This window comes from Onishia niordana, from assembly GCF_004798965.1.
GTDB lineage: Bacteria > Pseudomonadota > Gammaproteobacteria > Pseudomonadales > Halomonadaceae > Onishia > Onishia niordana.
The window spans coordinates 706,872-729,038 of sequence record NZ_SDSD01000001.1 but is presented as its reverse complement, the minus strand read 5'-3'; the positions used below and the strand labels follow the sequence as shown (position 1 = coordinate 729,038).

Below are 22,167 nucleotides of genomic sequence, written 5' to 3'. Positions count from 1 at the left end.
TCAAATAATAGAAAGTATCAGGCGATGTGGGTGGCTCGCCAGACGCGGCTGGGCTGGGCGCCGTCGCGCTCGTAGTCGGCACAGGTATCGTGGCGGATCAGTTCACTCTCAAGGCAGCTCACCGCCAGTCGTCCCTCATGCTCTCCGGCCTGCCAGTGGACCGGCAGCGTCAGGCGCGGGCCGTCGTTCTGCTCGAAGACCTCTTCGACCTGAACCTGGGCGTGGAGACCGCGGGCGGCGAGCCACTCGAGTGCGGCGACCTGGGCGCATTGCTCGACCGGCGTCAGTCGCGAGTCGCCGCGGTAGCAGGGCAGGTAGGGGCGATCGTCCTGCTCGGCCTCGAGCAGCCCCGGCACGTCGTCTGGGTTGAGACGGCCGTACTTGCGCAGTGCGGGCAATACCAGGGCGCTGGTGGCCAGCCGGCAGCCGCCCAGGTGGGTGCTTTCCCAGACCTCGAAGGGCAGGTCATCGCGTGTCACGGCCTCGGCGAGGGCGCGATAGCTTTGATAGCCAAACTTGGCGCAGCACTTGTCCTTCTTGCCGTGGGTGCAGCACAGGATCATCGGCAGGGCGACGTACTTGCCTCCCCAGGCCGCCAGCGAGTCACCGCGGGAGAAGGCGGAAAGAAAGGCTTCCAGCTCGTCCCGCGCGACCCGGTATTCGCGTCGCTCCGGCATCAGGAAGACGCGATGGCGCTCGGCGTCCTCGCCCCGGCGGTGAATCAGGTTGACCCGGCGACCCGCCTCGGCCATGGCCTCGAGCTGCGTGGCCACGGTATCGGGCATGTCGCTGGCGCGACGCAGGCTACGCTGCCACTTGGGCCGGGGCCAGCTGATCAGCAGGTTGCGCTCCGCGTGGGCGGCGCTGCCCACCAGCGGATCGCCAATTGCCAGGCTGTCTTGCGCACAGAAGCGGCGAGCCGGGCGTGTGTCGGCGGCCGTCTGACGATGGTCGGGAGTCGCGGTCATGGCAGCTGTCCTTCCAGGGTGTGCCGCGGCGCCTTGGCCGCGTTGAGCCGTGGCACACAGACCGGTTGCCCGCTGTGCGGGTCGCGGATCACGTGGGCGTCGAGGTCGAACACCGCCTTCAGGTTGGCGGCGGTGAACACCTCGGCCGGCGTGCCGGAGCGTTCGATACGGCCGTCGCGCATCATGATCAGTTGATCCGCATAGGCCGCCGCCAGGTTCAGGTCATGCAGCACCAGCAGCAGGGTGCGACCGTGCTCGTGGGCCAGCCGCGAAAGTAGATCCAGCAGGTCCACCTGCACCTTGAGGTCCAGAAAGGTCGTGGGCTCGTCGAGCAGAATCAGGTCCGTTTCCTGCGCCAGCACCATGGCGATCCAGCAACGCTGTCGCTGGCCGCCTGAGAGCGCATCGACGCTGCGCTCGGCGAAGTCGGTGACATCGGCATAGGCCATCGCCTCGCGGATGGCGCGGGCATCCTGCTCGGCATCCTGTCGCCACAGTCGCTGGTGAGGAAAGCGCCCCATCCCGACCAGTTGCCGGACCGTCAGTCCCTCCGGGGCGGCAGGGCCCTGGGGCAGAATGCCCAGGCGCTGTGCCACCTGCCGCGTATTGCGGTGGTGAATATCCTCGCCATCGAGACAGACGCGCCCGGCACTGGGCGTATGGGTGCGCGCCAGCGTCTTCAAGAGCGTCGATTTGCCGCTGCCGTTCGGGCCGAGCAACACCGTCAGCTTGCCTTCGGCCACTGCTAGGTCGACACCGTCCAGCACGCGGCGGGTGTCATACCCGGCGTGCAGGCCTTCGCCTGTCAGGCGAGACGGCTTGGCGGGTGTTGAGGACATGGGAAGACTCGGTGGCGTGATGTCGACCCAAAACCGTAATACAAAAAATTCTCATTTTCAAGTCAAGAGGCCCGCCAGACGGGCGGTTCAACGTCTGCTAGGCAGGCGAAGACCAACGAATCGTACGATGAGCATGGACAGGTCATTAGTCAACCTATATGGTAATTATTCTCATTCGCATGCATTGCATGGTCGAATGAGCCTGACGATGGCAGGCAGCGGTTCGCCATCGACGCGATACGCATAACCCGGATAACGACGTCACCAAGAGCGGCGTCACCAAGAACAATGTCACCAAAAACAACGTCGCGAAGTGATGAGAAGTGATGAGAAGTGACTAGCGAGGGACACGCGGATTCACCGGGCAGCAACGACCAGCGGCGGCGGTGCCAAGTCTCCAGGCAGGACAGGGGCTTGCTCCAACTGCACGCTCGTCTACCCGGCAGGTGAATCTTTACAGGACGCATTTTCGCGGAGGCACCATGAGCGACGCTCGTCCCTCTCGTCTACCCGACGAGATCAGCCGACATGCATCCATGCATGCATTGCTGAACTGCATCATCAAGGAAGTGGCAATACCTAACGACACCCTGTCCTATCGCTTTCCCATCCGGCGCGAAGGCCTGCCTGAACCGCGACATGGCATACCGCTTCTGATCGAGTGGTCGGCATCGCTTGCGCTGTTCGTACTGGTGGACCGCCGCTCGGTCATCGGCAGCCATTTCTACCTTTCCGACGTCTATCTCTTAGAGGCTGGAGCCGCGGGGTGGCATGCTCCCTCATTGGCCGAGTTGATCGCTGCGCTGCTGGCACACTGCCAGTGGCATGACGGCCGACTCAATCAGGCGCTGTGTGATCAGGTCGTGCAGAGCCAGGACGTCATGACCACGATCGTTGCCCATGCCGCCGAACAGCCCCGGCTGCATCCGCTGACGGATTATCGTTGCAGTGAGCAGGGCCTATGGTTCGGCCACCCGAATCACCCCACCCCCAAGGCCCGGCACTGGCCGTCTCACCTGCTGCAGGACAGGCCCGCCTACGCGCCGGAATTCTGTGCCACCACGGCGCTGCATCAGTTTTCCTTTCCTGCGGCAGGATTGAGTGTTCAGGCCAATCGCTTGCACGCGCCGGACGTGTTGGCTCAGGTGGCAGACCAGCGTCATGCCGAAGACGGCGATCGTGTCGTGCTCAGCATGCACCCAGTTCAGGCAGACCTTTTTCGCAAGGATGTCCGGGTAGCGGAGCAGATCAAGGACGGCATCATCGGCGATCTCGGGCCGAGCGGATGGCACGCCGCGCCGACCGCATCGATGCGCACCTGGTACATCGACGGTCACCCCTGGGTCCTCAAGGGGTCGCTGAATGTGCGCATCACCAATTGCGTGCGCAAGAATGCCTGGTACGAGCTGGAAAGCACGCTGGTCATCGATCGCATCATGTATCGGCTCACCCAGCAGCAGGATGCCGCGCTTCAGGCGCTGTGCGTGGCGCAGGAGCCGGCCACGGTGCACTGGACGCCGGTTGCGGGCGATGAGGCCGATCAGCGCTGGTTCCGCGAGCAGACCGGCATGATCCTGCGCGAGAACTTCTGTCAGCGCTTCACGCCGCAGCGCTGCCTGCTTAGCGCCACGTTGTTCGCCCGCGATGCCCAGTTGGTACCGATGGTGTTGTCCTACATCGATGCCTCGGGTTCTGAAGAGGCACAGCATGCACTGCCCGCGGAACGCCAGGTTCGGGAGTGGTTCCAGGCCTACCTGAAGACGCTGGTGGCCCCGGTCATGGGACTGTTCTTTCGACACGGCATCGTCATGGAGCCCCACCTGCAAAATTGCGTACTGATCCATGAGGCGGGCATGCCTCGGCAGATGCTGCTGCGCGACTTCGAGGGGATCAAACTGACAAAGGACAAGGGCGTTGACTGGCTCGCGGGTGAATCGCTGCCTCCCCGTGTCAGGGAGTCGATGACCTATAGCCGTGAGCAGGGCTGGAACCGCATCGCCTATTGCCTGCTGGTCAATCATCTTGCCGAGGCGATCCTGGCGCTGAGCTGGCAGCGTCCGGCCCTCGGCGACGCGTTATGGCAAGACACCCTGGACGAGCTCAGCTGGGTGCGACAGACGCTGGGTGTCGAGGCACCCGAGCTGGATGCGCTGCTGGCGGGGGGCGAGCTGCCCTGCAAGACCAACTTCACGCTGCGGCTGATGGCAAAGGCGGATCGCGAGGCTCAGTACGTGGCCTTGCCCAACCCGTGGCATGCCACCCAGGGCACGAGCCGGGAGGTGGCCTATGGCTGAGCCGCTCGCGATTCCCGACCGCATACACAATGCCATCACGGCTCATCGGCAGGCGTGCGATGAGCCCATGGCGGCCTTCTTCTATGACTTGCCGGCGCTTGCCGCCCAGGGCCGAGCCTTGAAAGCGGCCTTGCCACCCGGCGTCGAGCTCTACTATGCGATCAAGGCCAACAGCGAGGCGTCCATCATCGACACGCTGGCACCGATCGTCGACGGGCTGGAGTTGTCGTCCGGTGGCGAGATCGAGCGGGCCTGCGCCTGTTCGACACCGCGTCCCTGGGTGCTATCCGGTCCGGGCAAGCTGGATACCGACATGCAAGAGGCCATGATGCGCGGCGTCGAGGCCTTCCATGTCGAAAGCCTCGGTGAGGTGGAGCGCTTGCAGGCGGTCGCGGCCTCACTGGATAGCCACCAGCCCGTGCTGCTGCGCATCAATCCCGCCTTGCCTGAGGAGTTCTCCAGCCGTCTGCGCATGGCCGGCACCGCCACGCCGTTCGGCATTGACGAGGCGCAGCTCGAGGATGCGGTGCAAGCCGTGGACGCCGCCCCGAACCTGAGGCTGGTGGGCTTTCATGTTCACGCCATGTCGCATCAGGCCTGCGAGCGGCGACACCTGCGGCTGCTGGCCACCTATCTCAAGCGTTGGCCCCGCTGGCGTGCGCTGGCGCGTGATCCCGAACGGGTCACCCAGCTCAACGTCGGGGGCGGCATCGGCGTCAACTATCGCCGGCCGTCCGAGCAGTTCGACTGGCCCTTTCTGTGCCAGACCCTGGGGCGGCAACTGGCGGCGATGCCTGAGCCACCGCGGGTGCGCTTCGAGATCGGCCGCTTCCTGTCCGCCTTCTGTGGCTACTACGCGATCGAGGTGCTGGATACCAAGATCAGCCATGGCGAGGGCTTTCTGGTCTGTCGTGGCGGCACTCACCAGTTTCGCCTGCCCGCGGCCCAGGGACATGATCATCCGGTCATTCACCTGCCGCGCGATTCCCAGCGGGCCGGTGAGGGCGAGCGCCGGTCATGGACCGTGGTCGGTCAGCTGTGTACCCCCAAGGACGTGCTGAGTCGTAAGCAGGAGCTGTCCGGCGTGGCGGTCGGCGATCTGCTGGTGCTGCCGTTGGCCGGCGCCTATGGCTACAACATCTCGCATGCGGACTTTCTTTGTCACCCGCGTCCCGAGCAGGTCTTTGTCAGCGACTCTAGTGATGCTCTCGACGCTCCCGATGGTCTCGACTTGCGCGATTCCCCCAAGCGCAGTGAACGCGAGTCGAAACGCCAGCGACCCGCCGAGACAGTGAGGTGAACCATTGCGTGCGCCGATCCCTTTTCCCGGTATTGAAGGTATTTCCATGTCATCCCATGAACGAGTCAGGCCGCTGGTCGCGGCCGGCGACGATAACGCCGATGCGTCGTCGCCCCTCGCTACGCCCTTTGCTCATGCCTCGGACTGGCGTCATCACACCCGTATCGAGCAACGTGTGGTCGGCCAGCTGTTGCAGACCCTGCTCTACGAGGACGTGTTGCCCTATGAGACCGTCGCCGCGCCGGAGGCGGACGCCAGCGGCACTACGATATTTTCCCTGACGCTTGGCGAGCGTCGCTATCGGGTCAGCGGCTGGCAATGTCACAGCTTCCGGCTGATCCGCCTCGCGCATGCTTCTCTGATAGTCGAGGACAAGGAGGATATGCAGGCGTCGGTGAGCCTTGAGCAGTTCCTTGAAGACCTGGAGGTAGCGCTTGGTGATGGGGCGATCCAGCCCGGCTTCGTCAATGAGCTCACCCAGACCCTGATCAAGGACGTGCAATCATCGGCCTGGCCGCTGTCGCTTGACGAGGCCCCCCAGACGCTGGGCGCCGATGCCCTGGAGCAGTACTTCACCGACGCGCATAGCTATCACCCCTGCTACAAGTCACGGCTCGGTTTTTCCCTGCGCGACAACCAGCGCTACGGGCCGGAATTCGCCCAGCCGTTGAGGGTCGCCTGGCTGGCGGTGCCGGCGCACCTGGCGCATCGTGGCGCCGTCGGCGGCGAGGCGCTCGCCGAGCGGCTGGCCGACGAGGCCGGTCCGCGCGTGTTGGCGAGCCTTGATGACTACCTCGCCCGGCGCCAGCTGGCGCGTGACGAGGTGGTGTTGATGCCGGTGCACCCCTGGCAATGGGAGAACGCGCTGGTGGCAGCGCTCTATCCCGAGATTGCCAGCGGCGAGATCGCCTGGCTCGGCGAGGGCGAGACGCTCTTCACCGCGCAACAGTCGATTCGCACCCTGGCCCCACAGGACACGCGTAAGCCCTACCTCAAGCTGGCGATGAGCATCACCAATACCTCGAGCACGCGAATCCTCGCGCGTCATACGGTCGCCAATGGGCCGATCATCACCGAATGGCTGCAGCAGCTGATTGCGACCGACGAGGCGGCTAGGGCCGCGGGCTTCGTGATCCTTGGCGAGGTGGCCGGCGTGGCGCTGGACGAGCGCGCCTTTCCGGACAGGCGTTATCACGCGGTGTACGGCAAAATCGGCTCCATCTGGCGTCAGAACATCGGCGCCTTCCTCGACGACGGCGAGCGGGCCGTGCCTTTCAACGGGCTGAGCCAGTTCACTCGCGACGCCGAGGGGCTGCCCGCCAGCCCCTTTATCGAGCCCTGGGTCGAGCGCTACGGCCTGGAAGCATGGACCCGGCAGCTGGTGCATGTCGCCACCTGGCCGATCATCCACCTGCTATTCGCCGAAGGCGTGGGGATGGAGTCTCATGGCCAGAACATCGTGGTCATTCATCGCGACGGCTGGCCGCTGCGGGTGGCGTTGAAGGATCTGCACGACGGTGTGCGCTTCAGTCCCGCGCACCTGGCCCGCCCGGAGCTGGCGCCGGCCCTGGAGCCCATACCCGAGCGCCATGCCGCCCTCAATCGCAACTCCTTCATCGTGACCGATGACCCGGAGGCGGTTCGCGACTACTCCTGCGACGCCTTCTTTTTCATCGCCCTGGCGGAAATGGCGATCTTCCTGCAGCGACATTTCGGACTGGACGAGTCCCGCTTCTGGGCCATGGCGGCGGACGAGATCAAGGCCTACCAGCGCGCCCATCCACAGCACGAGAGGCGTTATCGCTGTTTCGATGTTTTCACCCCCCGCTGGGAAGTGGAAGCCCTGACCCGGCGTCGCCTCTTTGGTGACGATGATCCCCAGGTCGAATATGTTCCCAATCCGTTGGCGGCCTTCGCGCCGGACGAGGAGGCCGCATGCTGAGGACCAACCGACTCAAGCGGGCGCTGGCCGAGGGGCGAGACGTCCACGGCATCATGGCCTCGATGCCGACCGCCGCCTCCATCGAACTGATCGCCGAGGCGGGCTTCGATTTCGTGGTGATCGACACCGAACACGTGCTGATCAACCCGGAAACCGTCGAGCACATGATCCGTACCGCCGAGGGCTATCAGCTGACGCCCCTGGTACGCGTGGCGGATGCCGACCCCAAGACCCTGTTGCGCCTTCTCGACGGCGGCGCTCAGGGCATCGTGCTGCCTAACGTGGAAGACGCCGCGACCCTCGAGCGCGCCGTGGCCGCCAGCAAGTACGCCCCGCAAGGTGAGCGCAGCCTCAATGCCGGTCGGCCCGGCGCCTTCGGCAAGGCCTCGCTCGCCGAGTACGTCGTCGAGGCCAACCGGGAGATCATGGTGGTTGCCATGATCGAAAGCCGCCGTGGCGTTGCCAACATCGAGGCGATCTGCGCGGTGCCGGGCCTCGACATGGTGCTGGAAGGGGCGGCGGATCTGTCCCAGTCGTTGGGGGTGACTTGGCAGCCCGAACATCCGAATGTCATCCAGGCGCTGGAGCGGGTTCAGCGTGTGGCGAGCGAGCAGAAGGTTCCCTATTGCGCCTTCCTGCGTCACGCGGTGGCCAAGACCCGCTGGCAGGCACGTGGCGTTGGCGCCTTCATGCTCGGCGACGAGCGAGGCATCGCTTTTCGCGCCCTGCAGCGTGCGCTCGGCGATGCTACGGCGCCGGTAAAGAGCGATGCTATGGCGGCGGTGGAGAGCGACGCTAAGGCACCCCTGGAAAGCGAGGGCTCCCGCTCATGAGTTCACCGCTTGAGAAGGCGTCCACTGCGTCTCGATCCCATACCACTCACTCCGATACGTCTGCCGAGACGTCTGTTTCAGTTACCCCGATGGAGCGCACGACCATGAAATCTCCTGATGCCAAGCGCCATGCCCAGGCGCAGATCATGCAGTCGCTGGTGGATGGCCTGCTGGTCGAGGGGCTGCTGGATGACCTCGGTGCGACCTGGCTGGCCGAAGACGAGGCCGACGACCGGCTCGCCCGCTTGGCGGCGTTTAGGCCCTATCTCGGTGATAGTGAGACGTGCTTCTGGCAACTGCCACAGGATCAGCATCACGACATCGTCATGCTGCTTTGCCCCGGTATCGCTCAGGAGTGGCAGAAAGTGCCTCACACCCCGGTGATCGTGCTGCATCACGAGAGTGGGGAGTGGACGTCTCTCGACCCCGTCGCCTTCATGCGATATGTCTTCGGCGCCGTCACCCGAGGCGACCAGCCGGCCCTGAATCAGGGACAGCGGGTATTCCTCCAGGCCCTTGCCGATAGCCTCTGGCAGGCGGAGAGCTCCATGGATCATCGGGTAGAGACTCACGATCTTCCCTCACGCGATACGGCTAGCCACTTCGCGATCATGGAGCAGTGGGCATCGCTGCTCGACCGGCCTTTTCATCCCACGGCGAAGGCCAAACAGGGCCTCGATGAGTCGGAATATCGCGCCTACATGGCCGAGTTCAATGCCCCCGTTACCTTGCGCTGGGTGGCGATGGCCCGCGACCGGGTGATGACCGGGGCCGGCGTCGATGAGGCCTGTCCCGCACCGGTCCAATGGCTTGTCAGTGAGGAGGAGCGTCGCGCGCTCGACGAGGAGATGGCCACGCGCGGCCTGGCCCACACTCACATTGCCATTCCCGTGCATCCTTGGCAGCACGACCACGCGCTTCCCCAGTGGCTGGATACGGCCTTCGCATCGGGTGACTGTGTCTCGCTGGATGCGGCCACGACGCCCTGGCTTGCGACCTCTTCGCTGCGCTCGCTGGCGCCGACCACGGCGAGCCCGCACTTTCTGAAGCTGCCCATGGCCATCCATTCGCTCGGCGCCTCGCGCTACCTGCCGGCGGTCAAGATGTTCAATGGCGATCTCAGTGCCCGCCTGCTGCACCAGGCCAGGCAGAAGGACACCCGGCTCGCCGAGGGGCTCTACCTGTGCGACGAGGCCAAGTGGTGGGCCTATATGCCGGAGGATGCGACCCTGTTCGACGAGGCCCCCCGGCATCTGTCTGCCATGGTACGCACCTATCCCCGTACGCTGCTGGACGACCCGAGTGTGCGGCTGGTGCCCATGGCCACGCTGGGCACACCGCTGCCGGGGGACGAGCATCATGTGTTCGACGACTGGCTTGCGCAGCGTGGCCTGGCGGCGAATGCGTGCTCGGTGCAGGCATTGTTCGGTGAGCTCTGCGAGGTGTTCTTCGACATCAACCTGCGCATGTTCCGGCTCGGCATGCTGGCGGAAGTGCATGGCCAGAATGCGGTGCTGGTGTTCAGGAAGGGGCGCTGTCAGGGGCTACTGTTGCGCGACCACGACTCGCTGCGCATCTGCGTCGCACACCTCGAGCGCCACGGCATGCAGGACCCCGGCTACTGCATCAAGCCCGGCCACGCCAATACCCTGTATCACGATAGCCTCGAGGACCTGCTGTTCTGGCTACAGACGCTGGCCATCCAGGTCAATTTGCGCGCGATCATCGACAGCCTGGCGGATCACTACGCCTTGTCGCGCCATGCGCTGTGGCAGGAGATGGCGACGCGCCTCGAGGCCTGTATCGATGCGCTTCCCTTCGATGCGCGCGATCGCGGCATGCTCAAGATGGCGCTTTTCGAGCGGGAGCAGTGGCCCTACAAGCGGCTCATCGCGCCGATCATCGAGCGTGCCGGTGGGCCTGGCAGCATGCCCTTCGGCACCAGCGAGACCTGCAACCCCTTCGTCAGGGTCAGGCAGTCGGCCGACGTCGCTCCAGATGAGGCGCTTGCCGATGGTGAATGCGAGAGGCTGTCTGAAGGGCTATCCGCCGAAGCGTTGTCCTAGGGACTGACCGTGGACTGAGGTAATCCGCGCCCATGGCCCCAGACCTACACCGCCCGACACCTCGTCGGGCGGTGTTCTTTTGTGGGGAAATTGTGGGGGAATGTCAGCCCGGCGGCGCCCTCAGCGGAACCACTCGGGGAAGTCGGCGGCCAAGGCACGGCGCTTCTCTTCCTCCTGGGCCTGCTTGGCCTCGGCGGCCTCGGCCAGGGCGTCGGCGCGATGCGGCGGAATGACGAAGAGGCCGTCGTCGTCGCCGAGTACTAGGTCGCCCGGATTGATCGCGGTGCCGTCGATGGCGACCGGGGTGTTGATCTCGCCTTCGAGTTCCAGCGCCCGGGTGGTCAGGGGGCTGGTGCTTCGCGCGAAGGTGGGCAGGGGCAGGCGGGACAGGGCGTCATGGTCGGTGATGGCGCCGTTAGTGACCACGCCCGCGAGCTCCTTGCGCAGCGCCGCATAGGCGCGAAACTCGCCCCAGCAGGCCCGGTGGTGGTCGCCGGACACATCGATCACCAGCACATCGCCGGGGCAGGCCATCTTCAGCGCCTCTTTGATGATGCTGCCGTCCAGGTGGGGAATCCTGACCGTCAGGGCCGTGCCGAGCAGCCGTACTGGGCGCTTCAGCGGCGACAGTGACGCGATGGCGCCGAAGTCGGTGACATGTCCCAGAGTAGAGGTGGCCAGGGCTTGATAGCGCTGGCGTTGTTGCGCTGTGACGGTTTCCTTTCGGGGCACGATATGGAACATAGGTTCTCCAACAAGCGCCTAGTGACGCTGGTAGCGGGTGCGATGCAGCAGATAGACGAAGAAGGGCGCGCCCACCCCTGAGACGAAGATGCCGGCGGGCAGGTCCTTGGGCAGGAAGGCCACCCGGCCGAGCAGGTCGGCGTATAGCACGATCAACGCCCCGACGAGGGCGGCGATGGGCACCAGCCGGATAAAGCTTCGCCCGACCAGGCGGGCGGCGATATGGGGCGCGATCAGGCCCACGAAGCTGAGCCCGCCGGCGAAGGCCACCGCCGCGCCGGCTAGCGCCACGCTGCAGGCCATCAGCAACAGCCGGCTTCGCAGGACGTTGACGCCGAGCCCCTGGGCCACCTGGTCGCCGAGCGCCATGGCATCCATGTGCCGTGCCTGGGTCAGACACAGCGGCACGGCGACCAGCAGCCAGGGCAGCATGCCGAGTACGTCCTGCCATTGGGCGGCGTAGAGGCTGCCGGTCAGCCACACATAGGCGACCATGGCGGCGGCATCGTCGCTGATCACGATCAGCAGGGTGGTCACCGCGCCCATCGCCGCGGAGAGCCCGATGCCGACCAGCACCATGCGCGTGGGTGTGATGCCGTGCCGCCAGGCCAGCAGGAACACCAGCAGGGCCGAGAGCAGCGCGCCCATCAGTGCCGCGGCCGGCAACCAATGGATACTCAGGCCGGTGCCGAAAAGCGCCAGAAATACCACTGCGGCCATGGCCGCACCGCTGGTGATGCCGATCACGTCCGGTGAGGCCAGCGGGTTGCGCACGATGCCCTGAAGAATGGCGCCGGCCACGGCCAGAGCCGCGCCCACCAGCACCGCCAGCAGGATTCGCGGCAGGCGCAGTTCCCAGACGATGAAGGCGATGTCGCTATCCTGCGGCGCGACCAGCGCCTTGGTGACGTCTCCGAACGAGGTCGGGAAGCTGCCAAGCGTGAGCGACAAACCGATGCTTGCCAGCAACAGCAGAGCGAGCAAGGTACTGATGATCACATAGCGGGTCATGAACCCGGCGGCGCTGGCGCGGCCGGTCTGTCTCAGGGAAGAGGGCGGAGAAGAGGGCTGGGAATGCATCAGGGTCATGCCGGCTTCCTGCGTGCCAGGTAGATGAAGAAGGGCGTGCCGATCAGGGCCGTCATCACGCCCACTGGCACATCCTGCGGCGCCATCAGGAAGCGTGAGGCCACATCGGCCAGCAGCAACAGGCTTGCCCCCAGCAGGGCACAGGCCGGCAGCAGCCAGCGGTGGTCGACGCCGAACAGGCCCCGCGCCATGTGCGGCACGATCAGCCCCACGAAACCGATCATGCCGGCAAGCGCCACCGAACTGCCGGCGAGCAGGATCACCGCGAGGCCGAGCAGCAGCTTGATGGTGCCGGCGCGCATGCCCAGGCCCTTGACCATGTCATCGCCGAGCATCAGGGCATTGGCGTGTCGCACGAGTAGCGCACACAGCGCCAGGGCGATGGCAAAGAACGGCAGCAGCGGCACCACCAGCGACAGCTCGCGCCCGGACACGGAGCCGGCCAGCCAGTAGAGCACGCTCTCGAAGCTCTGCTGGTCGATGATCAACAGGCCCTGGCTGAACGAAACAAACATGGCGGTGATGGCCACGCCGGCAAGCACCACCCGCAGCGGCGAGAGCTCCCCCTGTTGACCGCGACTCAGCACCACCACTAGGCCCGCGGCCACCAGGGCCCCCAGCAGTGCCGCCCAGATGTATTCGCCCGGGGTATGCAGGGGCAGCAGCGAGACCGCGATCACCACGAAGAACATGGCCCCGGCGTTGATGCCCAGAAGGCTCGGCGAGGCCAGCGGGTTGCGGGTCATGGTCTGCATCAGGGCACCGGCAATGGCCAGGCTCGCGCCGACCAGCGCGGCGATCACCGCCCGCGGCAGCCTCTCCCTCAGGATGATGATGTGTGCGACCTGGGAAGGGTCGTAATGCAGTAGTGCCTGCACGAAGGTCAGTGGGGCGATGTCGGTGTTACCCAGCATCATGCTTGCCGCGAAGGCCGCCGCGACCACCGCGAGGCCCAGCAGCAGCCCCGCGCTGCGTGAAAAACGATGGCTCAGCATGCGGCGTGCGCCTCGGTCGGGGAAAGGTCAACCGCATCAGAGTTGCCGGTGCATGCCCGGGCGGGATTCGTCTGTGCTGATGTCGGCGTAGCGGGGTTTGCCAAGGTGTCTCCGGGGCTCGGCTCAAGCCCATAGTGGGCGTAGAGGTCATCCAGCATGGCATTGGCGGCCAGAATGCCGCCGCCCATGATCCAGTCGACCGGGTCCACCTCGTAGACCCGGCCGCGCTGCACGGCGTCGAGTCGCTGCCAGAGGGGATGCGAGCGCCAGTGCCGGTAGTTCTCGGCAATGGCGGGGTCGTCCGGCTCCAGGAGCACGAAGATCACGTCGGCATTCATGACCGGGATGTTTTCCTCGCTGGTCAGCTTCATGCCCCAGCCCTGGTCCTGCACCGAGGCGGGCTGCTCGAAGCCCAGCTCATCCAGAATGGAGCCGGCGAATCCGGTGGAGTAGATACGCACATGGTCGCTCTTGAAGCGGACCACGGCGGCCTTTTGCGGCCAGGCATCACCCAGCGCCGCGGCGATTTGCCGGCGAAAGTCCGTTACTCGCGCGTCCCAGTCCTCAAGCAGTTCACGCGCCTTGGGCTCTCGGCCGGTGGCCTTGGCCATCAGCTCTAGGCTTGCCTTGAAGTCGAAGACGCTCTCGGTGGCGACGGTCGGTGCGATCTTCTTAAGCAGCGGCCGGACCCGCTCATGGCGAAAGCGCGTAGCCACGATCAGATCCGGGTCCAGCCAGGCAATCTTCTCCAGGTTGGGCTGGGTCTCCAGGCCGACGTGCTCCACGCCTGAGAGTGCATCACGCAGGTAGCGATACATGGGCTTCTCGAGCCAGGAATCGACAACACCGATCGGCGTGATCCCCAGCGCCACTGCACTGTCGGTGGCGCCCTGATAAAGGGTGACAACGCGTTGCGCAGAGTCGGGAACCTGAGTGTCGCCGAACGCATTGGTCAGGCTGCGCCCGTCGCCGGCAGCGCTGTCGCTGATGGCCAGCACCGTGGCAACGGCCAGTAGCGCCGCAAGCCAGTGGCGTCGGGTCCGGGCGCGAGTCTTCATTGCGGTCTCCTGGAGGATGCGGTCTGTAGCGGGGGCGCCGGCTCTGTAGCGGTTGATGCCGTATCCCGCGAGGCGTGACCGAGGCGCCAGGCCAGCGGCAGACAGAGCACGGCGATCGCCGCCAGAGCGAGGAAGGCATGATGGAGCGCGGCGGCGCTCGCCTCGCCATAGGAAAGTCCCTGTTCCAGCGCGGCCTTGACCGCCATGTCGTAGTAGAGCGAGAGCGCAACGATTCCCAGCGAGGAGACAAGGCGCCTGGCCATGTTGTTCATGGCCGAGGCCTGGGCGACATGGTGCTCGGGCAGCTCCTTGATACCCACCGTGGTGGAGGGCAGGTAGGCGCAGCCCAGGCCGAGGCCTCGCAGACCCATCCAGGCCGCGATCATCCATACCGGAGTGGCCTCGGTCAGGGTGGCGAGTCCTGTGAGGCTGGCCATGGTGATCACGAGCCCGATGCCGATGCACCACTGTGGCGGGTAGCGGTCGATCAGGCGTCCCGCCATCGGCGAGCAGCAGGCGGCAGCAACTGCCGTGGCCAGGAATACCAGGCCGGTTTCCAGCGGGCCGAAGCCGAGCGCATTCTGCATCCACAGCGGCACCAGCAGGATGCAGCCGAACAGGATGATCGCCTGCAGGCAGGCCAGAGCGACGCTGAGCCGATACCCGCGATGGGCAAACAGGCCTAGATCGAGCAGGGGCGCGACGGTGCCTCGCTCGACGCGTACGAAGGCCGCCAGCGCCAGGAGACCGATGGTGAGTGGCAGCAGGGACCCGGCGTGGAGCAGATCCGTGGGCGTTTCCACTCGGCTGAGCGAGAACAGCACGGCGCCCATCCCGAGGGTGATCAGTACAAAGCCGGGCAGATCGAAGCGGCGTTGGTGGTTGGCGGGTTCCGCGACGAGATAGCGATAGCCGCACGCGAGCCCCAACACCGCGAACGGCATGTTCATCAGGAATAGCGCCCGCCAGTGGCTGATCTCGAGCAACAGGCCGCCGACGCTTGGGCCGATGGCCGGGGCAATCATCACCGCGAAGCCCCAGATGCCGCTGGCACGGCCTCGCTGGTCGCTTGGATAGGCAGAGAAGATAAGCGACAGGGACAGCGGAATCATCAGGCCTGCCGCTACACCCTGTAGCCCACGTGCGACGATGATGATGGCCAGGCTCGGGGCCAGGGCACCGAGCGCGGAGCCCGCCAGAAACCCCCACAGGCCCAGCAGATAGATGCGCTTGCGACCGACGCGATCGGCCAGATAGCCGGTCAGGGGCATGGTCATGCCCATGGCGATCATGAACAGCGTCACCACCCAGCTCACCTGGGTAGCGCGAGCATCGAAGGTCGCCATCAGCTCGGCCACGGCAAGGTTCAGGGCGCTGTTATTGAGGCTAACGGTAAAGGTCCCCAGCAGCACACTGAACAGCACCTTCCCGCCATGCGCTGACGCATTCGGCATGGTCATTCACGTCGTGGAACGTCGTTGAAAACAGGGGCGTCTGGCGGGCAGAACGCCACTGCGTGAGATATAGAAGAAGAAGAAATGATGTCACGGTGCAAAAATAAATGCAAAGCGTTATCAAATGAGAATCTGGTGTAAGAAAGGGCGTCGACGTAATACGTCACTGGCCGACAGGCCATAGCAAAGCGGCGCCTCAGGGGCGCCGCTTTGTTGCTAGACCATGTGTCCTGTCGTTAGATCGTGTGGCCGTCTTGCCTTAGAAATCAACCTGGTAGCCCAGCGTCAGCGTACGGCCACGACCCTTGAAGTAGTAATCGTCGCTGATGCGGGCGGCTTGGGAATAGTAGGTGAAGTAGTCCTCGTCGGTGACGTTCTCTACACCCAGGCTGGCGCGTCCCACCGGCAGTCGATAGGCCAGGGAGGCATCGATCAGGCCGTAGCCGTCGAACTCGAGCTCCGGGTCATCGACGCTGCGGTCGAAGAGGTGGCTATATTGCAGGTGTGAGGAGAGCTTGCCGCTCCAGGCGGCGCTCCAGCCGAGTTTCAGGGTGTCCGGAGCGATGTTGATACCGGTCAGCTCGGTATCGACGCTGCCATCGCCATCCTGATCGGATTCGCCTTCGGCGTGAGTGTAGGAGAGCCGCAGCTGGTGGGCATCGTTCAAGCGCGCCTCGCCGGTGATCTCATAGCCCTGAATCTCGGTTTTCTCGCGGTTGCCGACCCAGGTGCCGTTCTCCTCGGTGAGGCGCTCGCCATAGTCGGAGTTGGACTCGTAGTAGCTCAGCTCGAGGCCGTAGCGCTCCCAGTCGAAGCGGGCGCCGATCTCGCGGTTATCGGTGACGATGGGCTGTAGCGTCAGCAGGCTGTCGACATCCTGGCCGCTGGTGTCGATGCCGCGCAGCACCCGGCCGACGTCCGGCATGCCGAAGCCTTCCGAGTAGTTGGCATAGAGCTGGGCCCAATCGGTCGCCTGATAGACCAGGCCGGCATTGAACAGCGTCTCCTCGAAATCCGGGCTGCCGCCGTCGACGCTGACATTGTCCTGGGTGACGTTGCTGCGATCGATGGTCTGGTAGCTATCGACGTCCAGGGTGGCCAGTTCGTGGCGCACGCCGCCTTGCACGGTCAGGCGATCGGTGAGATGAAGATCGCCCTGCAGGAAGGCCGCGTAGTTGCGGAACTGGCTCTCGGGGACATAGGTGCGACCGGTATCGACCAGCACCTGGCTGGTCTCGTCCTGCAGCACGTCGACGCCGGTGGTGATGTCGAGATAGTCGTTGAACAGGCCGCGACGGTTCAGGGTGATCTGAGCGCCGACCTTGTCGGACTCGTTGCGGGTCTGGTCGTACCGGGTGTTGCCGGCCTCATCTTGATACGGGAAGTAGGGGGTAGTGCCGAACTGGGCGCGGAAGCGTTGGGTATAGAGCTGGGCATCCAGCTCGTTGCCCAGCCAGTCGCTGTTCGAGTAGGACAACCGGGCGGTGGTGACCTTGTTGTAACCCGGCTCGCCATCCGGGTCGCCCTTGCGCGCGGTGGTGGCGACCCCGTTGTCACGGTCTCCCGTGACCGGCACGTAGTCGCCTTCTCCCTCGAGCTCGAAGCGATTGATGGATAGCTCGATGTTCTGGGCATCGTCGATCCAGTAGCCGAGCTTGCCGAAGACATCATAGCTCTCGGAGTTCTGGATCTCACCCGGATAGGCGGTGCCGACGGGCTCATCGTTGCCGTCGTAGAAGACGCCACGCTTCTGCTGGGTCACACCGGCCAGGAAATCCCAGTCGCCCTGCTGGCCACTGACCTGGTAGTCCAGCTTGTGGCCCAGGCCATCGGAACTGACGTCATCATCGCTGGTGAGGCTGACGCCGACATGCTGATTCAGCTCACCAGGCTCGGCGCGCTTGGTGACATAGTTGATGATCCCGCCGGTGGCCCCCAAGCCGTGCTCGGCGCTGGCGCCGTGAATCACCTCGATGCGCTCGACCATGGAGAGATCGATGGTATAGCTGTCACGACTGCTGTCGCGGAGCGGGTTGGACTGCGGCACGCCATCGATCATGAACAGCGGCGAGCGGCCGCGGAAGGTCTCGCCGGCGTTGGAGAGCTTCTGGCGGCTGGGCGAGTAGGAAGGAATCAGGTTGCTGAGCACCTGCCCCGGGTCCTGGGTGATCGCCAGCTGCTGCTCGATCTGCTCGCGGGTGATGATGGTGACCTTCTGCGGGGACTCGCCGGCCCGGCTCTTGTTTCGCGTGGCGGTGACGACGACGGGCTCAAGCGCATCATTGGCTTGTTGGCCGTTGGTAGACGTTTGACCGAATGCCATGTTCGGCATTGCAGCGCAGATGACCAATGGCAGGATGGCGCGGGCGAAGGGCGGTCGGGGGTGTGGCATAGCGAAAGACATGTCGAAAACAGTTCCTTGATTGATCCTGGGTTGGCCTCTAGTGAGCCTCGTGCTGTGTGTCCACAGTCTTTACACGAACAATAATCTTTCTTATTTGCATTATCAATCATAATTGTCATGCCGCGATCTTTCTGGGCCGGGCCTAAACTGCTAAGCGCCAACGCGCCAACGCGCCAACGCATCACAGCGTTAGCGGCAATCTGGGGAGGGCAAACAGTGCAAAAGAGGGGATAAGGTCGAGGGAGGGCGAGCAAGACCACGTAAGGTAAGCGGCTCAGCGATCAATCAGCGTCGCATCCAGGCTCATCGGCACTTCTTCGCCGATCTGCTCGTAACCGAGCAGCAACAAGACGGTGCGCAGGGTAGGATTGGCCATCAGCTCGCGGCCATCCACTGCCACCCGCTCGGCGGTGGCGACACGAATGCGGGATTCGCTCTCGCGAGTGAAGCGCAGGGCCAGCGGTTCTTCGCGGTCCACACCCTCGGCATCCACTGTGAAAAGCAGCGTGTCGGTGAAGGACTCGCCTACCGCCAAGGCGTTGAGGCGCGCCGGCGGTAGCTTGGTGACCAGCGTGGCTAGCGGCGTTTCTGTCACGCCCTTGAGCCATATCGGCATGCTGCCCAGGCGGTCCAGCACATCGGTCTGGTTCAAGCGTAGCGGCAGGCGCAGGGTGCCATCCTCACTGATGTTGCCCGCAAGCGCGCGCACCCGGTGCTGGTGCGGCACCGGCCCGCTGGGCGTAATTTCGACCACCGTGGCCTCAACCGTCGAGCGCTCCGGTTCCAGTTGCCAGGCCGCCTGGGCGGGCAAGCTTAACAGCGTGAAGAAGGCGAGGCTGGCCGCAAAGGCGATCCAGCGTCCGGATTGTGCAGCTCGTGTGAACACTGGCAGAGTCTCCCGGCAGGCGTGTTAGCGTGGAGGTATTGAGCATAATCCACTACGGAGGACACCGCGATGACCCACGCCAGTATCCTGCAACAAGGCACCATTCATTGCTTTCCCGCCGGCCTGCGCGATGCCAAAGGCGAGCTGGTCAATGCCGAAGTCTCGGCGGTGGTCTATGACGGCGAGCGGCTGATGCTGGCAAGCGACAAGCCGATCCCCGGAGAAGAACGCTCGGCCTGCTTCGCCCTGCCGATGAGCGATGCCGGGCCCGATGACAGCAAGCTTACCTACTACACACAGCCACTGATCAAGCAGGCCGTGAAGTATGAAGACTTCGCCCTGAGCGCCGATGGCCGCCATGTGCTGGCCACCACCGGCTTTGATCGCCTGGATGCCGACAGTCACGCCCTCAACGACTACAACCACCTGCTGATCTGGCCGCTTGGCAAGCCCGACCAGGTACGGGTGGTCGATCCCGACCCTCGCGACGGCGTAGAGGGCTCGCTGGAGCTGCGCGGCAAGCTCAACGGCGCGATCGGCTTTCCGTACTACAAGATCGAAGGGCTGGCCGCTATCCCCGGCGTTCTTGGCGACGGCCTGCTGCTGTTTGGCGTGCGCGAGCAGGGCCAAGCCCACGATGACTTCGAATACGTCAGCCGGGTGGTCGGTGCCCACTACCAGATCACCGAAAACGGCAACCTCGAGTTCCTCGACGAGATGCGTGAGTTCTACGCCTTCGACCCGGACAGCTTCGATGGCGTGCGCTTCGAGTGCGGCCTCTCGAGCCTCGAGTACGACCCCTACCACGCCAGGCTCTACCTGCTGACCAGCTTCGAGAACGAAGTGGATGGCGTAGAGCACATCGGCGGCTATCTGTGGCAAATGAGCCTCGAGGACTTCCGTGCCGGGCGCGAGCCGGAGCTTGTGACCACACCCCAAGGCCTACCGCTTGAGTTCGAGCACAAGGCCGAAGGCCTGGCCGTGCTGGATCACGACCGCCTGTTTGTCGCCTATGACAACGATCGCAACCTGGAGTTGGGCAGCGTCGATGAGCGCGACGAGCGCCATGCCTGCGAAGCGCCCTACACCATCCTCACAATGAGCTAATGTAGCGCGAATCCCGCTGGCCTCGTCCGGCGGGATTCGCTATCATACGCCCGCGCTGATAAGGGCCCATAGCTCAGTTGGTTAGAGCAGGGGACTCATAATCCCTTGGTCGTCAGTTCGAGTCTGACTGGGCCCACCAACATCAAGCCGCGACGTTTGGTTGTATTCCCCTCCCCGCTGTTCCTCGTTGTACTTATCCACACCCTGTTCGTCTGGCGCTTTCTTCAAGGGCATGTGGATAAATTGATTCCTCACGCATTCCATCGAAGTGCCTATCGCTGCTTTAGCGCGCTCAGCTGAAGCTTATAGTTAGTCGTTCTAGCCGTTATTCATTCGATCCATGTAGCTGACAATCATCACCAATAGTCCTTATATGGCGATTCTGTGCTTGAAGATAAACCGTTGTGGTTTATCATTCGCAATGAAAACGGAATTTAAGGCCGCTTTTTGGCGTGAAAATAAACCAGCTGTTGCACAAGATCCCGTATGGTGCCGTGGTGACGACCGCCTGGTTGGCATCACACGGCGTCACCTCAGATCAGGCGCGTAAGCTGGCCGGCAGTGGCTGGCTTAAGCGCGTGGGGCACGGCGCCTACTGCCAAGCGGGGGAGCCGCTCACCTGGGAGAGCGCTGTTTTCGCCCTGCAAGCGAGCGACGACACGGGCTTACCACCGCTTTGGCCGGGTGGCCAGACGGCCCTGGCACTACAGGGCTTTGCCCACTATCTGCCCATGGGGAAGAGCACGACGCACCTGTATGGCAAGGAAGCCGTTCGGCTGCCCCGGTGGTTGAGTGATGCCGAGTGGGCAGAGCGGATGGTGCTCCACTCTGAAAAGGGCCTTCCAGCGCAGCTTCCCGGCAGCTTCACGGTCTATACGCCGGAGGGCAGGGCCTTCAGCTTGCAGGTATCGACCCCCGAGCGGGCGGTCCTGGAGTGGATCGCCGTGACGCCGAATGTGCTGCTGTTCGGCAGCGAGATAGTGGATACCTTCGGCGGACTCAATACGCTGCGTCCGCGCCGGCTGCAGGCATTGCTGGAGGGATGCCGTTCGGTGAGAACCAAGCGGGCTTTCCTGGTACTGGCTCGCCACGCCGGGCATGCCTGGTACGGTCGTCTGGAACCACGCCGACTGGACCTCGGCAAAGGCAAGCGGCAGCTCTGCCAGGGCGGAAAGCTGGACCGGGAATATCACGTGACGGTGCCGGAGACGTTCCTGCATGCCGATTGAAGCTCGCTACCACGAACAAGTCAGGCTGCTGGTCTCGCTGCTGCCATTCCTCAATGACGAGCCGTGTCTCGCACTGAAGGGGGGCACGGCCATCAATCTCTTCGTGCAGCCATTACCTCGCCTATCGGTCGATATCGACCTGGCCTACTTGCCGCTGGAGCCCCGTGACGAGGCCCTGCGACGCTGCCGCGAGGCGCTGCAGCGTCTGGCAGAGGGCTTCAGTGCCAGAATGCCAGGCGTGCAGGCCGAGCTTCAGGATAATCGCCGAGACGAGCTGAGGATCCTGGTGCGCCGAGGGAATAGCCAGGTGAAAGTGGAGGTATCGCCGGTACTGCGTGGCACCCTTCACCCGCCACAGGAGCGCGATGTCGTTGAAGCCGTGGAAGACGATTATGGCTTTGCGGCGGTGCAGGTGGTGTCACTACCGGACGTGTATGGCGGCAAGATCTGCGCCGCGCTGGATCGCCAACATCCCAGGGACCTCTTCGATGTGAAGCTGCTTCTGGACCAGGGGGGCCTGGATCGAAACGTATTCGAAGGCTTCCTGGTCTATCTGCTGGGGCACCCCAGGCCCTTGAACGAAGTGATCAACCCGCGGATGAAAGCGTTGGACGACGTCTACCGACAGGAGTTTGTCGGGATGGCCAGGGCCGATATTCCGTTGCAGAAGTTGGAAGACGTACGTCATGAACTCCTGACGCGGCTGGGCCAGCTGATGACGGATGAAGACGCTCGCTTCCTGCTTTCCTTCAAGCAGGGAGCGCCTGACTGGGCGCTACTTCCGCTGCCGGGCGTCGAACGGCTGCCTGCCGTGCGCTGGAAGCTCGCCAATATTCATCAGATGTACCCAGACAAGCACCATCAGTCACTGGAGCGGTTGGAGCAGGCCTTGGGCGAGCTTCGCCAATGATGCGATGTGCCCTGGCGGTTTAACGGCCTAAGTCGACTTCTCCTTATAT

General features: G+C 64.2%; 17 protein-coding genes and 1 tRNA gene. 9 read left to right on the top strand and 9 right to left on the bottom strand.

Annotated elements, in window-relative coordinates:
• Positions 1–17: 17 nt before the first annotated feature.
• Positions 18–968 (bottom strand): ferredoxin family protein, encoded by a 951-nt coding sequence (locus ETC27_RS03160; RefSeq protein WP_136253502.1) that lies wholly within the window; start codon positions 966–968, stop codon positions 18–20.
• Complete coding sequence (locus ETC27_RS03155; protein ID WP_136253501.1) at positions 965–1,807, bottom strand: ABC transporter ATP-binding protein; 843 nt, start codon at positions 1,805–1,807, stop codon at positions 965–967. Before ETC27_RS03155 ends, ETC27_RS03160 begins: the two co-directional genes overlap by 4 nt.
• Before the next feature lie 482 nt (positions 1,808–2,289).
• Here ETC27_RS03155 and ETC27_RS03150 point away from each other — a divergent pair, with 482 nt between their 5' ends.
• From ETC27_RS03150 to ETC27_RS03130, 5 genes are all read left to right on the top strand, one after another.
• On the top strand, positions 2,290–4,101 hold the full coding sequence (locus tag ETC27_RS03150; protein ID WP_136253500.1) for an IucA/IucC family protein: 1,812 nt from the start codon (positions 2,290–2,292) through the stop codon (positions 4,099–4,101).
• Positions 4,094–5,401 (top strand): type III PLP-dependent enzyme, encoded by a 1,308-nt coding sequence (locus ETC27_RS03145; RefSeq protein ID WP_136253499.1) that lies wholly within the window; start codon positions 4,094–4,096, stop codon positions 5,399–5,401. The genes ETC27_RS03150 and ETC27_RS03145 overlap by 8 nt, the downstream gene beginning before the upstream one ends.
• A gap of 46 nt (positions 5,402–5,447) precedes the next feature.
• On the top strand, positions 5,448–7,343 hold the full coding sequence (locus tag ETC27_RS03140) for an IucA/IucC family protein (protein ID WP_136253498.1): 1,896 nt from the start codon (positions 5,448–5,450) through the stop codon (positions 7,341–7,343).
• On the top strand, positions 7,337–8,176 hold the full coding sequence (locus ETC27_RS03135) for an HpcH/HpaI aldolase family protein (RefSeq protein ID WP_136253497.1): 840 nt from the start codon (positions 7,337–7,339) through the stop codon (positions 8,174–8,176). Before ETC27_RS03140 ends, ETC27_RS03135 begins: the two co-directional genes overlap by 7 nt.
• A gap of 104 nt (positions 8,177–8,280) precedes the next feature.
• The gene (locus ETC27_RS03130) at positions 8,281–10,242 is read left to right on the top strand and encodes an IucA/IucC family protein (protein WP_240724775.1); all 1,962 of its coding nucleotides are present in this window, start codon (positions 8,281–8,283) and stop codon (positions 10,240–10,242) included.
• A gap of 120 nt (positions 10,243–10,362) precedes the next feature.
• On the opposite strand, the gene ETC27_RS03125 is transcribed toward ETC27_RS03130, so the two are convergent.
• From ETC27_RS03125 to ETC27_RS03095, 7 genes are all read right to left on the bottom strand, one after another.
• Positions 10,363–10,986 (bottom strand): RraA family protein, encoded by a 624-nt coding sequence (locus ETC27_RS03125; RefSeq protein ID WP_136253495.1) that lies wholly within the window; start codon positions 10,984–10,986, stop codon positions 10,363–10,365.
• A gap of 18 nt (positions 10,987–11,004) precedes the next feature.
• Positions 11,005–11,997, bottom strand: a complete 993-nt coding sequence (locus tag ETC27_RS03120; protein ID WP_136253754.1) for a FecCD family ABC transporter permease — start codon at positions 11,995–11,997, stop codon at positions 11,005–11,007.
• Positions 11,998–12,071: 74 nt separating this feature from the next.
• A complete protein-coding gene (locus tag ETC27_RS03115) occupies positions 12,072–13,070 on the bottom strand; it encodes a FecCD family ABC transporter permease (RefSeq protein ID WP_136253494.1) in 999 nt (332 codons plus the stop codon).
• Positions 13,064–14,128, bottom strand: a complete 1,065-nt coding sequence (locus ETC27_RS03110) for an ABC transporter substrate-binding protein (protein ID WP_136253493.1) — start codon at positions 14,126–14,128, stop codon at positions 13,064–13,066. The genes ETC27_RS03115 and ETC27_RS03110 overlap by 7 nt, the downstream gene beginning before the upstream one ends.
• Positions 14,125–15,582 carry a DHA2 family efflux MFS transporter permease subunit gene (locus tag ETC27_RS03105; RefSeq protein ID WP_136253492.1) on the bottom strand — a complete coding sequence of 486 codons (1,458 nt, stop codon included), beginning with the start codon at positions 15,580–15,582 and terminating at the stop codon, positions 14,125–14,127. The genes ETC27_RS03110 and ETC27_RS03105 overlap by 4 nt, the downstream gene beginning before the upstream one ends.
• A gap of 259 nt (positions 15,583–15,841) precedes the next feature.
• Positions 15,842–17,914: a TonB-dependent receptor gene (locus ETC27_RS03100; protein ID WP_439331787.1), complete on the bottom strand. Its 2,073-nt coding sequence runs from the start codon at positions 17,912–17,914 to the stop codon at positions 15,842–15,844.
• 346 nt (positions 17,915–18,260) lie between these two features.
• On the bottom strand, positions 18,261–18,872 hold the full coding sequence (locus ETC27_RS03095; RefSeq protein ID WP_240724773.1) for a hypothetical protein: 612 nt from the start codon (positions 18,870–18,872) through the stop codon (positions 18,261–18,263).
• A 69-nt stretch (positions 18,873–18,941) separates the two neighbouring features.
• Between ETC27_RS03095 and ETC27_RS03090 the strand changes: the two genes are divergently transcribed.
• The 4 genes from ETC27_RS03090 to ETC27_RS03075 all read left to right on the top strand — a co-directional run bounded on the left by ETC27_RS03090 (position 18,942) and on the right by ETC27_RS03075 (position 22,118).
• The gene (locus tag ETC27_RS03090; protein WP_136253491.1) at positions 18,942–19,979 is read left to right on the top strand and encodes a hypothetical protein; all 1,038 of its coding nucleotides are present in this window, start codon (positions 18,942–18,944) and stop codon (positions 19,977–19,979) included.
• A gap of 62 nt (positions 19,980–20,041) precedes the next feature.
• Positions 20,042–20,118, top strand: a tRNA-Ile gene (locus tag ETC27_RS03085).
• A gap of 313 nt (positions 20,119–20,431) precedes the next feature.
• Positions 20,432–21,208 (top strand): type IV toxin-antitoxin system AbiEi family antitoxin domain-containing protein, encoded by a 777-nt coding sequence (locus tag ETC27_RS03080; RefSeq protein ID WP_136253490.1) that lies wholly within the window; start codon positions 20,432–20,434, stop codon positions 21,206–21,208.
• A complete protein-coding gene (locus ETC27_RS03075) occupies positions 21,198–22,118 on the top strand; it encodes a nucleotidyl transferase AbiEii/AbiGii toxin family protein (RefSeq protein WP_136253489.1) in 921 nt (306 codons plus the stop codon). The genes ETC27_RS03080 and ETC27_RS03075 overlap by 11 nt, the downstream gene beginning before the upstream one ends.
• Positions 22,119–22,167 lie beyond the last annotated feature (49 nt).

What these genes read in the sequence shown, in the direction of transcription:
- ETC27_RS03125 (WP_136253495.1), bottom strand. Translation starts at nt 10,986, where the DNA reads ATGTTCCATATCGTGCCCCGAAAGGAAACCGTCACAGCGCAACAACGC.
- ETC27_RS03150 (WP_136253500.1), top strand. Translation starts at nt 2,290, where the DNA reads ATGAGCGACGCTCGTCCCTCTCGTCTACCCGACGAGATCAGCCGACAT.
- ETC27_RS03155 (WP_136253501.1), bottom strand. Translation starts at nt 1,807, where the DNA reads ATGTCCTCAACACCCGCCAAGCCGTCTCGCCTGACAGGCGAAGGCCTG.
- ETC27_RS03115 (WP_136253494.1), bottom strand. Translation starts at nt 13,070, where the DNA reads ATGCTGAGCCATCGTTTTTCACGCAGCGCGGGGCTGCTGCTGGGCCTC.
- ETC27_RS03075 (WP_136253489.1), top strand. Translation starts at nt 21,198, where the DNA reads ATGCCGATTGAAGCTCGCTACCACGAACAAGTCAGGCTGCTGGTCTCG.
- ETC27_RS03160 (WP_136253502.1), bottom strand. Translation starts at nt 968, where the DNA reads ATGACCGCGACTCCCGACCATCGTCAGACGGCCGCCGACACACGCCCG.
- ETC27_RS03140 (WP_136253498.1), top strand. Translation starts at nt 5,448, where the DNA reads ATGTCATCCCATGAACGAGTCAGGCCGCTGGTCGCGGCCGGCGACGAT.
- ETC27_RS03145 (WP_136253499.1), top strand. Translation starts at nt 4,094, where the DNA reads ATGGCTGAGCCGCTCGCGATTCCCGACCGCATACACAATGCCATCACG.
- ETC27_RS03130 (WP_240724775.1), top strand. Translation starts at nt 8,281, where the DNA reads ATGAAATCTCCTGATGCCAAGCGCCATGCCCAGGCGCAGATCATGCAG.
- ETC27_RS03090 (WP_136253491.1), top strand. Translation starts at nt 18,942, where the DNA reads ATGACCCACGCCAGTATCCTGCAACAAGGCACCATTCATTGCTTTCCC.
- ETC27_RS03105 (WP_136253492.1), bottom strand. Translation starts at nt 15,582, where the DNA reads ATGCCGAATGCGTCAGCGCATGGCGGGAAGGTGCTGTTCAGTGTGCTG.
- ETC27_RS03120 (WP_136253754.1), bottom strand. Translation starts at nt 11,997, where the DNA reads ATGACCCGCTATGTGATCATCAGTACCTTGCTCGCTCTGCTGTTGCTG.
- ETC27_RS03100 (WP_439331787.1), bottom strand. Translation starts at nt 17,914, where the DNA reads ATGCCGAACATGGCATTCGGTCAAACGTCTACCAACGGCCAACAAGCC.
- ETC27_RS03135 (WP_136253497.1), top strand. Translation starts at nt 7,337, where the DNA reads ATGCTGAGGACCAACCGACTCAAGCGGGCGCTGGCCGAGGGGCGAGAC.
- ETC27_RS03110 (WP_136253493.1), bottom strand. Translation starts at nt 14,128, where the DNA reads ATGAAGACTCGCGCCCGGACCCGACGCCACTGGCTTGCGGCGCTACTG.